This is a genomic window from Micromonospora sp. NPDC023888 (assembly GCF_040639415.1).
In the GTDB taxonomy this organism is placed as follows: Bacteria; Actinomycetota; Actinomycetes; order Mycobacteriales; family Micromonosporaceae; genus Micromonospora.
The window spans coordinates 44994-60616 of the sequence record NZ_JBEZZW010000044.1 but is presented as its reverse complement, the minus strand read 5'-3'; the positions used below and the strand labels follow the sequence as shown (position 1 = coordinate 60616).

General features: G+C 71.1%; 20 protein-coding genes. 13 read left to right on the top strand and 7 right to left on the bottom strand.

From position 1 onward, the window contains the following. Positions 1 to 299 precede the first annotated feature (299 nt). Positions 300 to 1274, top strand: a complete 975-nt coding sequence (locus tag AB0F61_RS29290; RefSeq protein ID WP_357816114.1) for a pirin family protein — start codon at positions 300 to 302, stop codon at positions 1272 to 1274. A gap of 101 nt (positions 1275 to 1375) precedes the next feature. Continuing rightward, positions 1376 to 2044 carry a hypothetical protein gene (locus tag AB0F61_RS29285; protein ID WP_357816111.1) on the top strand — a complete coding sequence of 223 codons (669 nt, stop codon included), beginning with the start codon at positions 1376 to 1378 and terminating at the stop codon, positions 2042 to 2044. A 285-nt stretch (positions 2045 to 2329) separates the two neighbouring features. Here the strand turns inward: AB0F61_RS29285 and AB0F61_RS29280 are convergent, their stop codons facing one another. Together AB0F61_RS29280 and AB0F61_RS29275 are read right to left on the bottom strand one after the other, a co-directional pair. Further along, the gene (locus tag AB0F61_RS29280; RefSeq protein ID WP_357816108.1) at positions 2330 to 3010 is read right to left on the bottom strand and encodes a DUF1345 domain-containing protein; all 681 of its coding nucleotides are present in this window, start codon (positions 3008 to 3010) and stop codon (positions 2330 to 2332) included. 42 nt (positions 3011 to 3052) lie between these two features. After that, positions 3053 to 3325, bottom strand: coding sequence for a DUF2795 domain-containing protein (locus tag AB0F61_RS29275; protein WP_357816106.1), 273 nt, complete (start codon positions 3323 to 3325; stop codon positions 3053 to 3055). A gap of 156 nt (positions 3326 to 3481) precedes the next feature. Between AB0F61_RS29275 and AB0F61_RS29270 the strand changes: the two genes are divergently transcribed. From AB0F61_RS29270 to AB0F61_RS29250, 5 genes are all read left to right on the top strand, one after another. Next, positions 3482 to 3892: a DUF2267 domain-containing protein gene (locus tag AB0F61_RS29270; RefSeq protein WP_357816103.1), complete on the top strand. Its 411-nt coding sequence runs from the start codon at positions 3482 to 3484 to the stop codon at positions 3890 to 3892. Positions 3893 to 4098: 206 nt separating this feature from the next. Further along, a complete protein-coding gene (locus tag AB0F61_RS29265; RefSeq protein ID WP_357816100.1) occupies positions 4099 to 5124 on the top strand; it encodes a TerC/Alx family metal homeostasis membrane protein in 1026 nt (341 codons plus the stop codon). A gap of 76 nt (positions 5125 to 5200) precedes the next feature. Next, positions 5201 to 5800 carry a sulfite oxidase-like oxidoreductase gene (locus AB0F61_RS29260; protein ID WP_357816098.1) on the top strand — a complete coding sequence of 200 codons (600 nt, stop codon included), beginning with the start codon at positions 5201 to 5203 and terminating at the stop codon, positions 5798 to 5800. Positions 5801 to 5807: 7 nt separating this feature from the next. Further along, positions 5808 to 6572 (top strand): ferredoxin reductase, encoded by a 765-nt coding sequence (locus tag AB0F61_RS29255; RefSeq protein ID WP_357816125.1) that lies wholly within the window; start codon positions 5808 to 5810, stop codon positions 6570 to 6572. 35 nt (positions 6573 to 6607) lie between these two features. After that, positions 6608 to 6901: a DUF6510 family protein gene (locus AB0F61_RS29250; RefSeq protein WP_357816095.1), complete on the top strand. Its 294-nt coding sequence runs from the start codon at positions 6608 to 6610 to the stop codon at positions 6899 to 6901. 85 nt (positions 6902 to 6986) lie between these two features. On the opposite strand, the gene AB0F61_RS29245 is transcribed toward AB0F61_RS29250, so the two are convergent. Next, positions 6987 to 8015: a hypothetical protein gene (locus AB0F61_RS29245; RefSeq protein ID WP_357816092.1), complete on the bottom strand. Its 1029-nt coding sequence runs from the start codon at positions 8013 to 8015 to the stop codon at positions 6987 to 6989. Positions 8016 to 8105: 90 nt separating this feature from the next. On the opposite strand from AB0F61_RS29245, the gene AB0F61_RS29240 reads away from it, so the two are divergent. Then, on the top strand, positions 8106 to 8810 hold the full coding sequence (locus AB0F61_RS29240) for a TetR/AcrR family transcriptional regulator (protein ID WP_357816089.1): 705 nt from the start codon (positions 8106 to 8108) through the stop codon (positions 8808 to 8810). 84 nt (positions 8811 to 8894) lie between these two features. On the opposite strand, the gene AB0F61_RS29235 is transcribed toward AB0F61_RS29240, so the two are convergent. Further along, positions 8895 to 9611 (bottom strand): MBL fold metallo-hydrolase, encoded by a 717-nt coding sequence (locus AB0F61_RS29235; RefSeq protein WP_357816086.1) that lies wholly within the window; start codon positions 9609 to 9611, stop codon positions 8895 to 8897. Positions 9612 to 9722: 111 nt separating this feature from the next. Between AB0F61_RS29235 and AB0F61_RS29230 the strand changes: the two genes are divergently transcribed. Beyond that, positions 9723 to 10280: a WHG domain-containing protein gene (locus AB0F61_RS29230; RefSeq protein WP_357816084.1), complete on the top strand. Its 558-nt coding sequence runs from the start codon at positions 9723 to 9725 to the stop codon at positions 10278 to 10280. Positions 10281 to 10478: 198 nt separating this feature from the next. On the opposite strand, the gene AB0F61_RS29225 is transcribed toward AB0F61_RS29230, so the two are convergent. Together AB0F61_RS29225 and AB0F61_RS29220 are read right to left on the bottom strand one after the other, a co-directional pair. Further along, positions 10479 to 11228: an SDR family oxidoreductase gene (locus AB0F61_RS29225; protein WP_357816081.1), complete on the bottom strand. Its 750-nt coding sequence runs from the start codon at positions 11226 to 11228 to the stop codon at positions 10479 to 10481. Positions 11229 to 11254: 26 nt separating this feature from the next. Beyond that, positions 11255 to 12163 (bottom strand): TIGR03620 family F420-dependent LLM class oxidoreductase, encoded by a 909-nt coding sequence (locus AB0F61_RS29220; RefSeq protein WP_357816078.1) that lies wholly within the window; start codon positions 12161 to 12163, stop codon positions 11255 to 11257. A gap of 131 nt (positions 12164 to 12294) precedes the next feature. Here AB0F61_RS29220 and AB0F61_RS29215 point away from each other — a divergent pair, with 131 nt between their 5' ends. Both AB0F61_RS29215 and AB0F61_RS29210 read left to right on the top strand, forming a co-directional pair. Beyond that, positions 12295 to 12903, top strand: coding sequence for a TetR/AcrR family transcriptional regulator (locus AB0F61_RS29215; protein ID WP_357816075.1), 609 nt, complete (start codon positions 12295 to 12297; stop codon positions 12901 to 12903). Between the two features lie 127 nt (positions 12904 to 13030). Further along, the gene (locus AB0F61_RS29210; RefSeq protein ID WP_357816073.1) at positions 13031 to 13756 is read left to right on the top strand and encodes a VOC family protein; all 726 of its coding nucleotides are present in this window, start codon (positions 13031 to 13033) and stop codon (positions 13754 to 13756) included. Positions 13757 to 13798: 42 nt separating this feature from the next. Here AB0F61_RS29210 and AB0F61_RS29205 read toward each other — a convergent pair whose 3' ends face one another. Continuing rightward, positions 13799 to 14473, bottom strand: a complete 675-nt coding sequence (locus tag AB0F61_RS29205; protein ID WP_357816071.1) for an NAD(P)H-binding protein — start codon at positions 14471 to 14473, stop codon at positions 13799 to 13801. A 118-nt stretch (positions 14474 to 14591) separates the two neighbouring features. Here AB0F61_RS29205 and AB0F61_RS29200 point away from each other — a divergent pair, with 118 nt between their 5' ends. Both AB0F61_RS29200 and AB0F61_RS29195 read left to right on the top strand, forming a co-directional pair. Then, positions 14592 to 14960 carry a helix-turn-helix domain-containing protein gene (locus AB0F61_RS29200; protein ID WP_357816068.1) on the top strand — a complete coding sequence of 123 codons (369 nt, stop codon included), beginning with the start codon at positions 14592 to 14594 and terminating at the stop codon, positions 14958 to 14960. Next, on the top strand, positions 14957 to 15619 hold the full coding sequence (locus tag AB0F61_RS29195) for a GNAT family N-acetyltransferase (RefSeq protein WP_357816065.1): 663 nt from the start codon (positions 14957 to 14959) through the stop codon (positions 15617 to 15619). The genes AB0F61_RS29200 and AB0F61_RS29195 overlap by 4 nt, the downstream gene beginning before the upstream one ends. Positions 15620 to 15623 lie beyond the last annotated feature (4 nt).

Genomic DNA, 15623 nt, shown 5'->3' with positions numbered 1-15623 from the left:
CTCGATCAGTTCGAGCACGATGTTGTCCAGGACATCCCGGTATTCCACAAGGATCTCCCAGGCTTCGTCGTGCGCCAGCTCGACGAGTGCCCGCCCCGCAACACCGGGGTGCCGGCCAACGGCGTTTCTCGGCTGCTCGCGCCGGTGACGGTGACTGCGACCGCGCCGTGACCGCGACCGCGCCGGTGACGGCGGCCCGGCCGGTGGGTGCGTACCCGGCGGGAACAGGTCGAGCTCTCGGCGAGCCCTTGACCAGGAAGCGCTGCGGCGGCTCGTGGGCGTGAGCGTATTGTCGGGCGGTGGAACGTACCGAATCGATGCTGGCGCAGACCCGGCCACCTGGCGTGGCCGACGTGGATCCCGGCAGTGTGCTGTTGCCCGGTCACGACGTGCCGTTGGGTCGGTACACCACGGTGCGGCGGCTGTTGCCGCAGCGGGTCCGCCGGATGGTGGGCGCCTGGTGTTTCGTGGACCATTTCGGCCCGGACGATGTGGCGGAGCGGCCCGGCATGGAGGTGCCGCCGCACCCGCACACCGGCCTACAGACGGTGACGTGGCTGCTCGACGGTGAGATCCTGCACCGCGACAGCCTCGGCAACGTCCAGCCGATCCGGCCCGGTCAACTGAACGTGATGACCTCGGGGAACGGCATCGCCCACTCCGAGCGGTCGCCGGCCGTCCACCCGCCGGTGATGCACGGCGTGCAGCTCTGGGTGGCACTGCCGGACCCGGCGCGGGCCGGAGCGGCCGACTTCGCGCACCACGCCGACCTGCCGCGCTGGCGCGACGGCGACCTGGACCTCACCCTGTTGGTCGGCGAGTTCGCCGGGCGGCGGTCACCGGCGGTGGTGCACACCCCGCTGGTCGGCGTGCAGGTGGAGCTGAGCGGCGAGGCGCCGACGACGCTGGCGCTGCGGCCCGACTTCGAGTACGCCCTGCTGGCGATGTCCGGCGCCGCCGAGGCCGCCGAGGTGGGGTTCGAGCCGGGGGAGCTGCTCTACCTGGGCTCGGGTCGCCGTGAGCTGACCGTGCGTGGCGGGGCCGGGGCCCGGTTGCTGCTGCTGGGCGGTACGCCGTTCGAGGAGCCGCTGGTCATGTGGTGGAACTTCGTCGGCCGCTCGCACGAGGAGGTCGCCGCCGCCCGGGAGGACTGGATGGCGGGGGACGGACGGTTCGGCGTGGTCGCCGACGATTCGGCGCCCCCGCTGCCGGCGCCCGCCCTGCCCACCACCCGCCTCAAGGCCCGCGACCGCACCGGCGGTCTGCACGGCTGACGCCGCACGGGCGGCCTGCCCCGGCTGACGCCGCTTCCGGGCCGCCCCGCGGAGCGGACGCGTGCCGGGTGTGACCGACGGTCGCGCGGGTAGTCGCCGGCATGCCGACCACTCTGATCACGCCCGTGGCGGACCGCAAGCGCCTGGCGCGCCGCCTCGCCGGCAGCGGACGGGGCTTCGCCGAGCAGTACGGCTTTCGTGTGACGAACAACCCGGCGAGCCTGTTCCAGGTGCTCTACCTGGCGGTGCTGCTGGCCCGTCGGGGTGACTTCCGCCGGGCGTTGGACGGGGCGCGGGCGTTGCGCGACGAGGGATGGGACAGCGCTGCCCGGCTGGCCCGTTCACTGCACGAGGACCGGGTCCGGGTGCTGCGCGCCGGTGGTCAGCGCGGCGACGTGGACGCGCTGGCCGACGTGTTGGGTGACCTGGCCCGCACGGTCGTCGAGCGGTACCGGGGTGATCTGCGCCGGTTGCGGGCCGTGGCGAAGCACGACCCGGTCCGGGAGCGGGCGCTGCTTGCCGAGCTTCCGGGCGTGGACGGTCAGGTCGTCGAGTTGTTTCTCCGCGAGGCGCAGGCGCTGTGGCGGGAGGTGGCCCCGGTCGCGGACCGCCGGGCGTTGGCCGCGGCCCGTCGGCTCGGGCTGGGCCGGTCGGCGGACGACCTGGCCGGCCTGGCCAGCGGCGAGTCCGAGCAGTTGGCCTGGCTGGTGGGGGCGCTGGCCCGGGTCGACCTGGAGCACCGGTACGCGGAAGTGAGCGGTCGGCCGTGACGTGCCCTGGCCCACACTTCCCCAAAATCTGACCAAACGGGGGATGTTCTGTCGTATGGTTGGACCCGGCAGTGCTGCCCGCTCGGTTCGGGCGGGCATCCACCGCCTGGTGACCGCGACCGGTTCGGACGCGGTTCACCGCCTGGGCAGGCTTGCGTGGCGCCCTGGGTCGCGGTTCGTGACCAGGGGCGCCCGCCTGTCCCGGCCCTTCCTGCCGCTGCTCCCCGTGCCGTCCCCGGGGCCGGCGCGACCCGCTCCCGCTCAGCGGGCCGGAGTGGCTCCCGCTCAGCGCGCCAGACCGGCCAACAGGTTCACGGTCACGGCGATGATGAACGCGCCGAACAGGTACGACACCATCGAGTGCCGCAGCACCGTGCGACGCATCTCGTTGCTTGTCAGGTTGGTGTCGGAGATCTGGAACGTCGTCCCGATGGTGAACGCGACGTACGCGAAGTCGGAGTAGCACGGCGGCTCGGATTGGTTGAAGTTCACCCCGCCGTCCGGGCCCGTGTAGTAGATCCGGGCGTACCGGGCGGCGAAAACGGTGTGCACCACGAACCAGGAGAGCACCACGCTGAGCACGCCGAGGGCGCCGTGCGCTTCCCGGTCGAGCCCGGGTGGCGCGCTCTGGGCGCTGGCCACCACCAGTCCCACGGCCAGCAGGCTGGACAGGCAGGCGACGAGCAGCAGCACGTCGCGGATCGCCCGGTTCGGGTCCTCGTGTACGGCCAGTCGGGCGGTCCGCTCGGCGTCCATCGGCCAGAGTTTGTGCCAGACCAGCGCGAGCCAGCTCAGCGCGCCCACGTCCCAGCCGGCGAGCGCGGCGAGCGGTAGGGGGAGCAGCAGCGCGAAGAGGCAGCCGGCGATGACGCCGGCCACTGCCACCACGGCGAGTTGCACAGCGGCCGGGAAGCGCATGTCCGGCGGGCGCGATGACGGTCGGGACGCGGGGCCGATGTGGGTCATCGGCGACGCCCCGGTGTCGGAGCCGTGGCCGCCACCGCCGGGTCAGCGACCGCGCAGATGCTGCGAGACCCGGTTGTGCGTCTTGTCCCGTGCCTGCTCGGCGCGCTGAGCGGGGCCCACCTCGGGCGCCGCCTCGATGCCGGCCGACCGGGCCACTTCGGTGCCGTTTGCGTAGTCCACCGGCGGCAGGGCCCGCAACGCCTTCAGCACGTCCGGTGGGGCGCCCTCCCGTTCGGCCTCGCGGACCACGTCGTCCTTCTCGGCCGGGTAGTCCAGGCTCGACAGGTACTGCAGGACGTCGGCGTAGCTCGCCATGGCGTGGGCTCCCTCGGGGCATCGATGTGGTCACGACCGGCGGCGGTTACCCACCCGCCGGCCGGTCACGCCCACCCGGCAAAGGAATCCCGGCGCCGTTTCCACCCGGCGCCCGCGGGTACCCGCAGGCGCCGACGCGAGCCAAGGGAGTACGCGATGAACTACGACACCTTCATCGATCAGGTTTCCCAACGCACCGCGACGTCCTCGGAGCAGGCTGTCGAGTTGACTCGGGCCGTCCTGGAGACGTTCGCCGAGCGGCTGACCGGCGGTGAGGTCCTGGACCTGGCCGCCCAACTCCCGCAGCCGCTGCAACTGGTGCTCAAACCGAGCCCGAGCACGGAGCAGGCGGACCGGTTCGGGGCGGCCGAGTTCGTCGCCCGGGTGGCGTTGCGCGCGGGAGTGCAGGAGCCGGCCGCCCGGGACGCCGCGCGGGCGGTCTTCACCACCTTGCGGGAGGCGATCACCGGTGGTGAGTTCGACGATGTCGTCACCCAGTTGCCGCGTGACTATCGGGGCCTGGTGGAGCAGGCGATGGCTCCGGGGGCGACGCTGCGCCGGGCTTGACCGCAGCGCGCACAGCGGTTGATCAGGGCAACCATTGATGTCCCGCTTGGCGTGGAGATTCAGCCTGGCCTAACCTTGTCGTGCGAGGGGAGTACTTCCCACGAACCATTCCGGTCAGTACGGCGCGCCCGGCGTGCCTCGGGTGGTTGCCCATCAGGTGATGGGTGAAGGAGACCTCGAACATGACGGTGTTCGAGGAGACCCCAATGAGCGAAGTGTCGTACCTGTCCGCCGCCAGCGACCTGTCGTCGGTGGGCACGCCCACGCTCTGGGCGGTGACCATCATCGGCGTACTCCTGCTGTTGGTGTTGGATTTCCTGGTCACGCGTCGCCCGCACGAGGTGTCCATGCGGGAGGCCATCGGCTGGTCGGCGTTCTACATCGCCCTGCCGCTGGCGTTCGGTGGCTGGCTCTGGTCCCGCTACGGCTCCCAGCAGGGCGTGGAGTACCTGACCGGTTACCTGGTGGAGAAGTCGCTCTCGGTCGACAACCTGTTCGTCTTCATGCTGCTGCTTGCCGCGTTCGCGGTGCCGGCCGTGCTCGCCCAGCGGGTGCTGCTCTACGGCATCGCCGGCGCGCTGGTGCTGCGGGCCGTCTTCATCGCCCTCGGCGCGGCGGCCCTGCAGACCCTCGACTTCGCCTTCCTGCTCTTCGCGATCATCCTCGTCGCCACGGCGGTGAAGCTGCTGCGCGACGCCATGTCCGGGCATCAGCAGGAAGTCGACATCAACAAGATGCGGTCGGTGCGGCTGCTGCGCAAGGTCCTGCCGGTGGTCGACGAGTACCACGGCACCCGGATGACCGTCCGGCAGGGCGCGAAGCGGGCACTCACCCCGTTCGCCCTGGTGGTCGTCGCGGTGCTGGCCACCGACATCGTCTTCGCCGTCGACTCGGTGCCGGCGGTCTACGGCATCACCGAGGACCCGTATTTGGTGTTCGCCACCAACGCGTTCGCCCTGCTCGGCCTGCGGGCGCTCTACTTCGTCCTGCACGCGGCGCTGAGCCGGCTGGTGCACCTCAGCTACGGCCTGGCCGTCATCCTGGCGTTCATCGGCCTGAAGCTCGGTCTGCACTGGGCGCACGGCATCTGGGACAGCGTGCCGCAGATCCCCACCCTGGCCTCGCTCGGCGTGATCGTCGGTGTGCTGGTGGTGGTCACCCTGACCAGCCTGCGCGCCACCCGTGGCGGCGACGTGCCCGAGGAGCGCCAGGTCGTCACGGAGCGACACTGACCGCGCCGCGCCGCGACGACCGGGGGGTACGTCGGAAAGCTCCCGGCCGGGCCGGCGCGGGTGGTACGACTGTGCAATGGGAATCGTGTCACCGGGCTTTCAGGGTCGGCCCCGAACGCAGGAGCCGGCCCTGCCACCCGGCCAGTACCTGACCGAGGACTTCCCGGTGCTCTCGGCCGGCCCGACGCCCCGGGTGTCCCTGGACACCTGGGAGTTCGTCATCGCCGCCGAGAACGGCAGCGAGCACCGGTGGTCGTGGCAGGAGTTGATGGCCCTGCCACAGGAGACGCCACACGTGGACATCCACTGCGTCACCCGCTGGTCCAAGCTCGGCACCACCTGGCAGGGCGTCTCCCTCGACACGTTGCTCGCCGACGTCGACACCGGCGCGCACTTCGCGCTCGCGCACTCCTACGGCGGGTACACCACGAACCTGCCGCTTGACGACCTGCGCGGCGGCCGGGCCTGGGTGGCGCACACCTTCGACGGCGCGCCGCTGCCTGCCGAGCACGGCGGGCCGGCGCGGCTGCTGGTGCCGCACCTGTATTTCTGGAAGTCCGCCAAGTGGGTGCGCGGCCTGCGGCTCAAGACGATGGACGAGCCGGGGTTCTGGGAGACCGCCGGATACCACGACTACGGCGACCCGTGGCGCGAACAGCGGTACCAGGGTGACTGAGCGCGCCGTGGCGACGAGCAACCAGCCCCGGACGGCCAACCGCTGGCAGGTCGGCCGACTGGTGGAGCGCCGGGTGGAGACGCCGACCGCGCAGACCCTGGTGCTGGAGGTGCCGGACTGGCCGGGGCACCTGCCGGGGCAGCACGTCGACCTGCGACTGACCGCCCCGGACGGCTACCAGGCGGCCCGCTCGTACTCGATCGCCGGGCCGGTCGTGGACGGTCCGGGCGGGCCGCGCGTCGAGGTGACCGTGCAGCGGGTGCACGACGGCGAGGTGTCCCCGTACCTCATCGATGTCTTTGCCGACGGCGACCCGCTGGAAATCCGCGGACCGCTCGGTGGTTGGTTCATCTGGCGGCCGGAGGAGACCGCGCCGGTGCAGTTGGTCGCCGGTGGTTCCGGCATCGTGCCGTTGATGGCGATGATCCGGGCACGGCGGGCGACCGGCAGCAAGGCCCCGTTCCGGCTGATCTACTCGGTGCGCACCCCCGGAGACGTGATCTACGCCGATGAGCTGCGCCGCCGGGTCCGGGACGACTTCGGCCTGGACATCGCGTACGTCTACACCCGCGAGGCGCCCGAGGGCTGGCGTGGCGAGCCGCACCGGATCGGTCTGGCCGACGTCAACACGCACGGCTGGCCGCCGGACCTGGAACCGCTCACCTACGTCTGCGGTCCGACCGCGTTCGTGGAGACCGTGGCCGACCTGATGGTGGGGCTGGGCCACCCGTCGCGGCGGGTCAAGACCGAACGCTTCGGCCCCACCGGCTGACCGCCCGCCCCGCTCCGTACCGCCGAGGAGATCCGATGACCGAGATGTCGTACCTGGACGGCAACATGCTCGACGGGCCGATGCGTGAGCTGTTCACCGTCGACCTGAGCACCGCGATGGGCCGTTGCGAGAACTGCGGGACGACCGGCTCGATGGCGAGCCTGCACGTCTACTCGCACGCCCCGGGCCTCGTCGCCCGCTGCCCCTCCTGCGAGGCGGTGATGCTGCGACTGGTCCGCGGACCGGACCGGGCCTGGCTGGACCTGCGCGGCACCACGTTCCTCCAGGTGCCGATGCCGATGCAGCAGACGTTCCCCGGCCCGCTCTGACCAGGCTGATCTCCATCGATCACCGGACCCGGTGGCCCCCGTCGGTCATGCTCGTACCGTCGAGCCGGGCGACAAGGAACCGACCTCAGCTGGAGTAGCGGGCGGCGACCGTGGCGAAGGCGGCCTTGGGCTCCCAGGGCAGGCCGGGATAGGTGTCGCCGTTGCGGCCTTCAAGGACCTTGACGATCCCGAGGCTGGCGAGGTCGAGGTCGTCGCGGGGGTCGCCGTCGGGGCGGTGGGGCAGGTTGGAGAGCGCGAAGAGGTGTACGAAGGCGGCGTCGACGCCCTCGCTGCTGAAGATGTCGAGCAGTTCCCCGAGATACGCTGCCTGACCAGCCTCGTCGCGCTCGTAGCGCTCGTTCAGTCGCCGGGGCAGGCCGGTGCTGTCGTCGTACTCGATGATCTCCATGCTGCGGGGGGCGACGTCGCCGGCCCCACGCCAGGTAGCGGCTCCGAAGCCGGTGACGGCGACGGGCTTGGGTTGTGCCGCGACGAGATCGCGCACGCCGGCCCGGAACTGGTCGGCGACCTCCGCGGACCGGATGAGTTCGAGGGTCACGATGTCGAACAGGTCCCAGTCGACGCCCTCGAACGGTATGGCGGCGTAGGTGAGCTTTCCGTGGAAGCGTTCGCGGATCGCTGCCACGGCGGTGCGGAGGAAACGGTCGAGCCGGGCGCGGACCTCGGCGATCCGTTCTGCGCGGTTGCCGGGTGCGGACAACAGTTGGCTGAGGCGATCGTCGATGCGGTCACCGTCGATGAACTCCCGGTTCATGATGCTCAGCTCGACTCCGGCGACGAACACGACCTCGGCTCCCTCCGTACGCAGTCGTTCGGCGCGCTCGGCGCAGTCGAGGAACAGCGTGAGGATCTCGTCGGGGGACAGGTCCAATGGGTACGGCGAGAACCAGACCTCCAGTCCGAGGTCGGCGGCGGCGCGGGCGGCGAGTTCCAGGCGTCGCGGGTCGCCACCGACGATCTGGACGGCGGTGCAGTGCAGGTCGTCGCGGATGATGCCCAGTTCGCGCCGGACCACGTCGGGGTCGAAACGGTCCACCGAGTTGTGGCCGTCGCGGACGAAGCCGGTGTCGTAGGTCATGCCCTTGGCGCGCATGTGTGTGTCGTCCTTCCGATCGGTGCGGTCGGGGCTGTGGTCGCAGCGACGTTACCAAAAACATGCGTGCACGCAAGTTTGCGTCTGCGCATGATCCGTGTGAGAGTGGACGACGTGACAGTCCGGCCGACCCTGCGGGAACGGAAGAAGCAGGCCACCAGGGAGGCGCTCCAGGCGGCGGCGCTGCGCCTGGCGCTGGAACGTGGGCCGGACAATGTCCGCGTCGACGACATCGCGGAGGCCGCCGGTGTGTCTCCCCGGACCTACAACAACTACTTCCCCAGCCGGGAACAGGCGATTGTTGCGGCGGTCACGGCGCAGCGGGCGTCACGAGTCGCGGCGGCCGTGGTCGCCCGTCCCGCCGATGTCGGCCTCGCTGACGCGGTCATCGACGCCGTCGTCGGTCAGTACACGGATTCGGGCGAGCACGCGCCCGAGGCGCTGCTGATGATCGCGGCCAGTCCCGCACTGCGCACCTGCTACGTCGACACCGTCACCACGATCGAGGGCCCACTCGCCGATGCCCTCAGCGAACGCTGTCCAGATCTGGACCGGCTGACCGTCCAGGTGCTCGCCGCCAGCGTTGGCGCGGTCGCCAGGGTCGCGCTTGGACAGTGGTTGGAGGCCGCGCACGAGGCGCCATCAATGCAGGGGTTCGTGGTGCCGTCCAGGTCGCTGCCGGACCTGGTGCGAGCCGCGCTGACGCCGCTCGGCCCGGCACTCGACGCGTCCGCGGCACGAGCGCGGCACGCTGGCTCCGGCGGCGACCCCGCCATCGATTCCCCGCGTGGATAGATCCGTTTCGCTGGAATCGGGGTTTCCGCGCCCAAGCCCTTCGTGACACCCCGACTTCGGCGATGTCGAATCGATCATGACGGATCAGGAGCTGGCGACGGTCCTGATTGCGTGTACCGCCTCGGCGACTCCACCGGACCACGGCGCGCCGTGGCCCGGCAGGATCCACGATGCCTGGACGTCTTCGAGGTGGTGCAGCGACGCCAGCGCCTGGTGGGGATCGTCGGTGAAGGGTGCGGGCTGCGGGCCCCGCTGGCCGGTCAGCACGTGCCGGGTGGTCATGGCGTCACCGACGAAGAGGGCGTCGGCGATCGGCACGTGGATGGCGATGCTGCCCGGCGAGTGGCCGGGGACGCCGATGATGCGTGGCGCGCCGGGCAGGTCGAGCACCTGGCCGTCGTGCACGGAGACGACCTCGGTGAGGTGGGTGGTGCGAAGCCCGCCCCTGCGCATCGCGTACCAGAAGAAGCCTGCCGTCGCGCCGAGCTTCATCCGGCCCCACGAGTTGTCGGCCTTGACCTCGCCTCGCGCGCGGGCGGCGTCCGCCTCGTGCACGTAGACCGGTACGCCGTGGTCGCGCCGGAGCCGTTCGGCGAACCCGATGTGGTCGCTGTCGCCGTGGGTGAGGACGACACCTCTGATGTCGTCAAGCGAGCGGCCCAGGTCCGACAGCTCGGCCCGCAGGTCGCTCCAGTGACCGGGCATGCCCGCGTCGATGACTGTCACGCCCTCGTCGGTGTCGACGAGGTAGGCGGCCACGATGTCGTTGCCGATGCGGCGCAGGTGCGGGGCGAGCCTCATCGCCGCACCGGTGCCGGGATTGCTATCGTCTGCATGATGGCTACGCTACCTAGCCATCATGGCTATGGTCAATAGCCATGGGGTGATTCCGTTGAGCCGGAGGGAAGTGGCATGCCGACGCCCGATCGGACCTCCCTCGACGCCATCGTCCACGCGGGGCAGGACATCCTGGAGTCGGCGGGTATCTCCGGCCTGACCATGCAGGCCGTCGCCGACCGGGTCGGCGTGCGCGCACCGTCGCTCTACAAGCGGGTGCGCAACCGCGACGACCTGGTACGCCTCATCACCGAAGCCACCGTCCACGACCTCGGTGCGCGACTCGCGACGATTGGTGCTGGCGCCGATCCCCGCCGCGACCTGGCCGAGTTGGCCCGGGCCTTCCGCGCGTTCGCGCACGCCCGGCCGAAGGGCTACCAGTTGATCTTCGCGCCACGATCCGACCTCGCCGGGCCCAGCGTCGAGGCCCTCACCCACGCCGTCGAACCCATGCTGCGGGTAGCCGCGAACCTCGCCGGCGAACACCACGCCCTGGACGCCGCCCGCACGATCACCGCATGGGCGAACGGGTTCGTCAGCATGGAACTGGCCGGTGCCTTCAAGCTTGGCGGCGATGTCGACCAGGCATACGAGTTCGGCATCGCCCGTCTCGCCGACGCGCTGGCCCGATGAGCACCGGGCCGAGCTGGCTGCCCGGATCGCCCGTGATCCACTCGGTTTCATTGATCTCGGGGTGTCCAGACGTCCTGGTTAGCCCCACATCAATGAAACCGAGTGGATCATGTGCTCGCCGGTGCCGCGGCGTTGAGGGCTGGGCGCCGGCCGACGTCTCGTCGTCGGCCGGCACCGTGATCGCGGGCGACGCCTCGGTCAGACCTGGTTCGCGCCGCCGTCGACGAAGATCTCGCCGCCGGTCATGAAGCTGCTCTGGTCGGAGGCCAGGAACAGCGCGGCGTTCGCGATCTCCTCCGGCTGGCCCATCCGGCCCAGCGGCACCGTGGCGACGAGCATCTGCACGAGCGCGGGTGCCTCCTCCGGGCTGGCGGCCAGCCCGGTGATGCCGGGAGTGTCGGTCGGGCCCGGCACGAGGGTGTTGACCCGGATCCGGCGACCGGCCAGCTCGGCGGCCCAGGTGCGGCCGAACGAGCGGATGGCAGCCTTGGAGGCGGCGTAGACCCCGAAGGCGGGGGTGCCCTTCGTTGCCGCGGTCGAGCCGGTCAGGATGACCGACGCGCCGTCGTTGAGCACCGGCAGGGCCTTCTGGACGGTGAACATCGTGCCGCGCACGTTGCGGTCGAAGGCGTCCGCGTAGTGCTCGACGGTGATCGCGTCCAGGGCGGCGAACTCCCCTCCGCCGGCGTTGGCGAACAGCACGTCCAGTCCGTTGCCGTGGGCCGTGATCGCCTCGAAGACGCGGTCGAGGTCGTCGAGGTTGCCGATGTCGCTGCGGATTCCCGTGGCGTTCGGGCCGATGGCCTGGACGGCCTCGTCCAACTGCTGCTGGCGGCGGCCGGTGACGAAGACGTGCGCGCCTTCGGCCGCGAAGCGGCGGGCCGCGGCCAGGCCGATGCCGGTGGTGCCACCGGTGACCAGGGCGGTCTTGCCATTGAGCTGAGCCATGATTCGTACTCCTTGGGGTTGGTGTTCTAGTCGGTGTGCGGGGTGAAGCGGGGTAGCAGCGTGGCGAGTTCCCGCCACTGCTGTCGCGGCAGGTCGGCGCCGTCGCCGGCGTCGGGCCGCAGGACGTGCACTGTGACGTGGTCGGCCCCCGCGTCCAGGTGGGCCTGGATGCGGTCGGCGACGTCGTCGAGGTCTCCCCAGGCGACGAGGGCGTCGATGAGCCGGTCGCTGCCGCCCGGGATCAGGTCCTGCGCGCCGAAGCCGAGGCGGCCGAGGTTGGCGCGGTAGGCGGGGAAACCGATGAACATCCCGATGCCGGCGCGGGCGGCCGCCCGCGCGCGGGTGGGGTCGCGGTCCAGGACGACCGCGAGGTGGGGAGCGATGAGTGGGGCGTCGCCCACGCGTGCGCGTTGCGCCGCCGAGTATTCGGGAGTCACGAGGAACGGGTGCCAACCGGAGGTGCGCGAGCTGGCCAGATCGACCATCTTCGGACCCAGCGCGCCGAGCAGGCGTCGCTCGGCCGTAATCGGGTGGGGTGCGGCGTCGAGACCGTCGAGGAAGCGACGCATCGAGACTGTCGGTTTGCCGTAGTCCTGGCCGGCGTTGGCGGCGGAGTGGGCGTTGCTGACCCCGAGGCCGAGGACGGCGCGCGGGCCGTACGCCGCATCCAGCGCGGACCAGCGGCTCCCCACCGCGGCCGGGTCCTGACCCCACATCGACAGCACGCCCAGGGCGATGGTGGCGTGCGGCGCGGCGACCAGCAGGTGCTCGACGTCGTCCACTGCCCCCGGGCCGTCGAGGCCGGGGATCCAGAGCGCCGGAAAGCCCAGCTCGTCCAGCTCGGCGGCGGCCTCGCGGACCTCGGGCCGGGCTGCTGCACGCAGCTCCATGCTCCAGATCCCGACCGGGCCGAGCGTGCGCCTCACGTGGTCCATGGCGACTCCCTCCACATTTCTGTACCGCTCGGTATGGAAGGAAACCTAGCAGGGTCGGGCGCCATTCCCCAAACTTTTGTACCGATCGGTTTTGGCGGCGGTAGAGTGGGTGCGGTAAGGAGGCCGAGGAGATGACCCAGACCGGACGACCGCGTGGTTTCGACACTGACGAGGCCCTGGACCGGGCGATGGAGGTGTTCTGGCGGCACGGCTACGAGGGCGCCTCACTGACCGAGCTCACCGGTGCCATGGGCATCAACAAGCCCAGCCTGTACGCGGCCTTCGGCAACAAGGAGGGCCTGTTCCGCAAGGTGGTGGCCCGGTACGCGGACGTCGAGATGGCCTACGCGCGCGACGCGCTGGACCAGCCCACCGCCCGGGACGTGGCCGCGGCGCTGCTGCGGGACAACGTGGTGGCGCTCACCCGCCCCGACCGTCCCGCCGGCTGCCTGTCCATCCAGGGTGCCACCGCCTGCGGCACCGACAACGCGGCCATCGCCGACTTCCTGGCGGCCAGCCGGCTGACCGGGGAGAGCGCCCTGGCCGCCCGCTTCGCCCGCGCCGTCGAGGAGGGCGACCTGCCACCGGAGGTCGACCCCACCGCCCTGGCCCGCTTCCTCAGCGTCGTCACCGAGGGCCACGCCGTCCACGCGGCGGCCGGAGTCCGGCGCGACCAACTGCACCAGTCGGCCGAGATCGCCCTGCTCGCCTTCACCGCTGCGGCCTATCCGGCCCGGTAACCAGGGAGCGTCCCCAGCGGAGCCCCGCCACCGCATCGGAAACTCGGATGCGGCTGACCCCGCTCGCTCCTAGGCTTCCGCCCCAACGGCCGGCGCGGCGTCCGGTCGGGGGGAGATGGGCGAGGCGATGACTGCACACCTGTTCGCGATCAGCTTCGACGCGCGCGAGCCGCTGCGACTCGCGCAGTTCTGGTCCGGGCTCCTCGATCGGAAGATCGTCGACGATCCACACGACGGCGTCCTGCTGCTGCCCATCGGTGACCCCGACTTCCGGGTCCGCTTCGTCCCGTGCGAGCAGCCCAAGGTCGTCCAGAACCGGATGCACTTCGACCTGACGAGCAGCTCGCTTGAGGACCAGCGGCAGTCGGTGGACAGGGCACTGGAACTCGGCGGACGACACATCGACATCGGCCAGGACCCGGCGGACGACCACGTGGTGCTCGCCGACCCCGAGGGCAACGAGTTCGACGTGATCGGGCCGGGCAACAGGTTCCTCGCCGACACCGGGCCGATCGGCGCGCTCGCCTGCGACGGATCGCCGGCGGTCGGCTACTTCTGGAGCGCGGCGCTGGGGTGGCCGCTGGTCTGGGACCAGGACGAGGAGACCGCGATCCAGTCGCCGCGCGGGGGGACGAAGATCTCCTGGGGCGGTCCGCCGTACATGCCGAACGGGGGCCGGGACCGGGTCCGCTTCGACGTCGCTCCGGACGCCGACGTCGACCGGCAGGCGGAGCTCGACCGTCTGCTGTCGCTCGGCGCGACAGTCATCGACGCCGGTCCCGGTGATGGCGGCGGGCGGGTGTTGATGGCCGACCCGGACGGCGGTGAGTTCTGGCTCCGGACGCCCCGCTAGGAGCCCGTCAGGGCGGTCCCTGAGCCAGGCAGGCGGCGCAGGTCAGTCGAAGACCGAGACGCGGGTGCGGTGGTGCCGAGGGGATTCGATCTCGTCGAGCACCGCGACCGCGAGATCGGCGTAGGACAGGGTGGTCGATCCGGACCGGGGCACCACATCCCCGCCGACCTGGTACCGGCCCAGTCGCGGGGCTGCCGCGTCCAGCATCGCCGGTGGGGTGAGCATCAGCCAGTCGACGGGGGTGTCCGCCTCACGGAGCCGGTCCAGGCCGGCGGTGTGCGACAGGGCGAATGGGCGCAGGTGGCTCGGGAACGACGTGGGGTCGTCCAGGATCAGGCGGCCGTGCTCGTCTTGAAGGTTGGCGAAGAGTCCGATGAGGACGAGGCGACGGACTTCGGCCTCGGTCATGGCGTGCAGGAGCGCGTCGACGGCGTTGACGAAGAACCTGTCGTCGAGTCGGCCGAGGGCGGCCAGCGCTTCGGGCCCGGACGCGGGGCTGACCGCGCTGACCACGGCGTCGTGACCAGGGGAGATCGTCGACGTCGAGCGCACGTCCGTGACGTCGCCGCGGACCACCGAGACGCCGTCCGCGGCGATGTCGTTGATCGTTCCCGGATTCCGGACGACCGCGGTGACCAGATGTCCACGGGCGCGCGCCTCGGCGGTGATGGCCCGTCCCGCTCTGCCGCCGGCTCCGAAGATGGCGATGCTGCTCATGGATTCGTCCCCCGTCTGGGTGTCGCTGCGGACGCCGGGAACGGTATCTACGAGATACTGGTTACTACAAGGGAACCGGGACGAATGGGGGCGTATGGTGACGGATCTGGATCCGGAGATGTTCGATCCGATGTGCCCCTCAAGTGCCCTGCCGTTCCAGATCGGTGACAAGTGGACGGGGATGGTCGTGCTCTGTCTGCAGGGCGGTCGGCGTCGCTTCACCGAGATCCGGGTGCCGCTTCGTGGCGTCACGCCCAAGGTGCTGACGCAGACCCTGCGGGCGATGGAACGCGACGGGCTGGTGGTGCGCACCGCGTACCCGGAGAATCCGCCCCGCGTCGAGTACGAACTCACCGAGTTGGGGCGCAGCCTGTTGACGCTTGTCGACGCGGCCCGCACGTGGAGCAGGGATCATCTCCCCGCCCTGCTCAGGGCGCGGGAGGCGTGGACACAAGCGGCACCGGTCGGTCAGAGTGGTCGGCCGTGAGATACCTGCGTACCGGTGGGCCCGCCGCGATCCGGCGGCCCCGGCCCACCGACGTCGACGAGTTCGTCGCCGCCGCGCGGCGCAGTCGGGACCTGCACCACCCGTGGTTGATCGCGCCGGCCAGCCCCGAGGAGTACGACAGCTACCTGAGGCGGATCCGCCGCCGGGACAGTGCCGGTTACCTGATCTGCGACCGGGCCAGCGGCGAGATCGCCGGCTACGTGAACATCAGTGGGATCGTGCTCGGTGCGCTGCGTGGTGGTTACCTGGGATACGCGGCGTTCCAGCCGTACAGCGGGACCGGGCACGCCTCGGCGGGTGTCGCGCTGGTGATCGACCACGCGTTCCGCACTGTCGGGTTGCACCGGTTGGAGGCGAACATCCAACCGGGTAACGAGTCGTCCCGGCGGGTCGCCCGCAAGCTCGGCCTCCGGCTGGAGGGCTTCTCCCGGGACTACCTGTTCATCGACGGCCTGGCGCGACCACGAGCGCTGGGCGATCACCGCGCCGAGCGGGCCCGGTGTGCCGCCGGACGGCGAAGGACCTGGTCCGGCCCGGTAGGCCGGCGGTCGTGGGGGAGTCAGCAACGGGCCTTCGGTCCGGAGTGGGGCCTGGAGGCGGTGGGCAGCAGCGGCCACGTCTGGCTCCAGCCGAGCTGAGCGC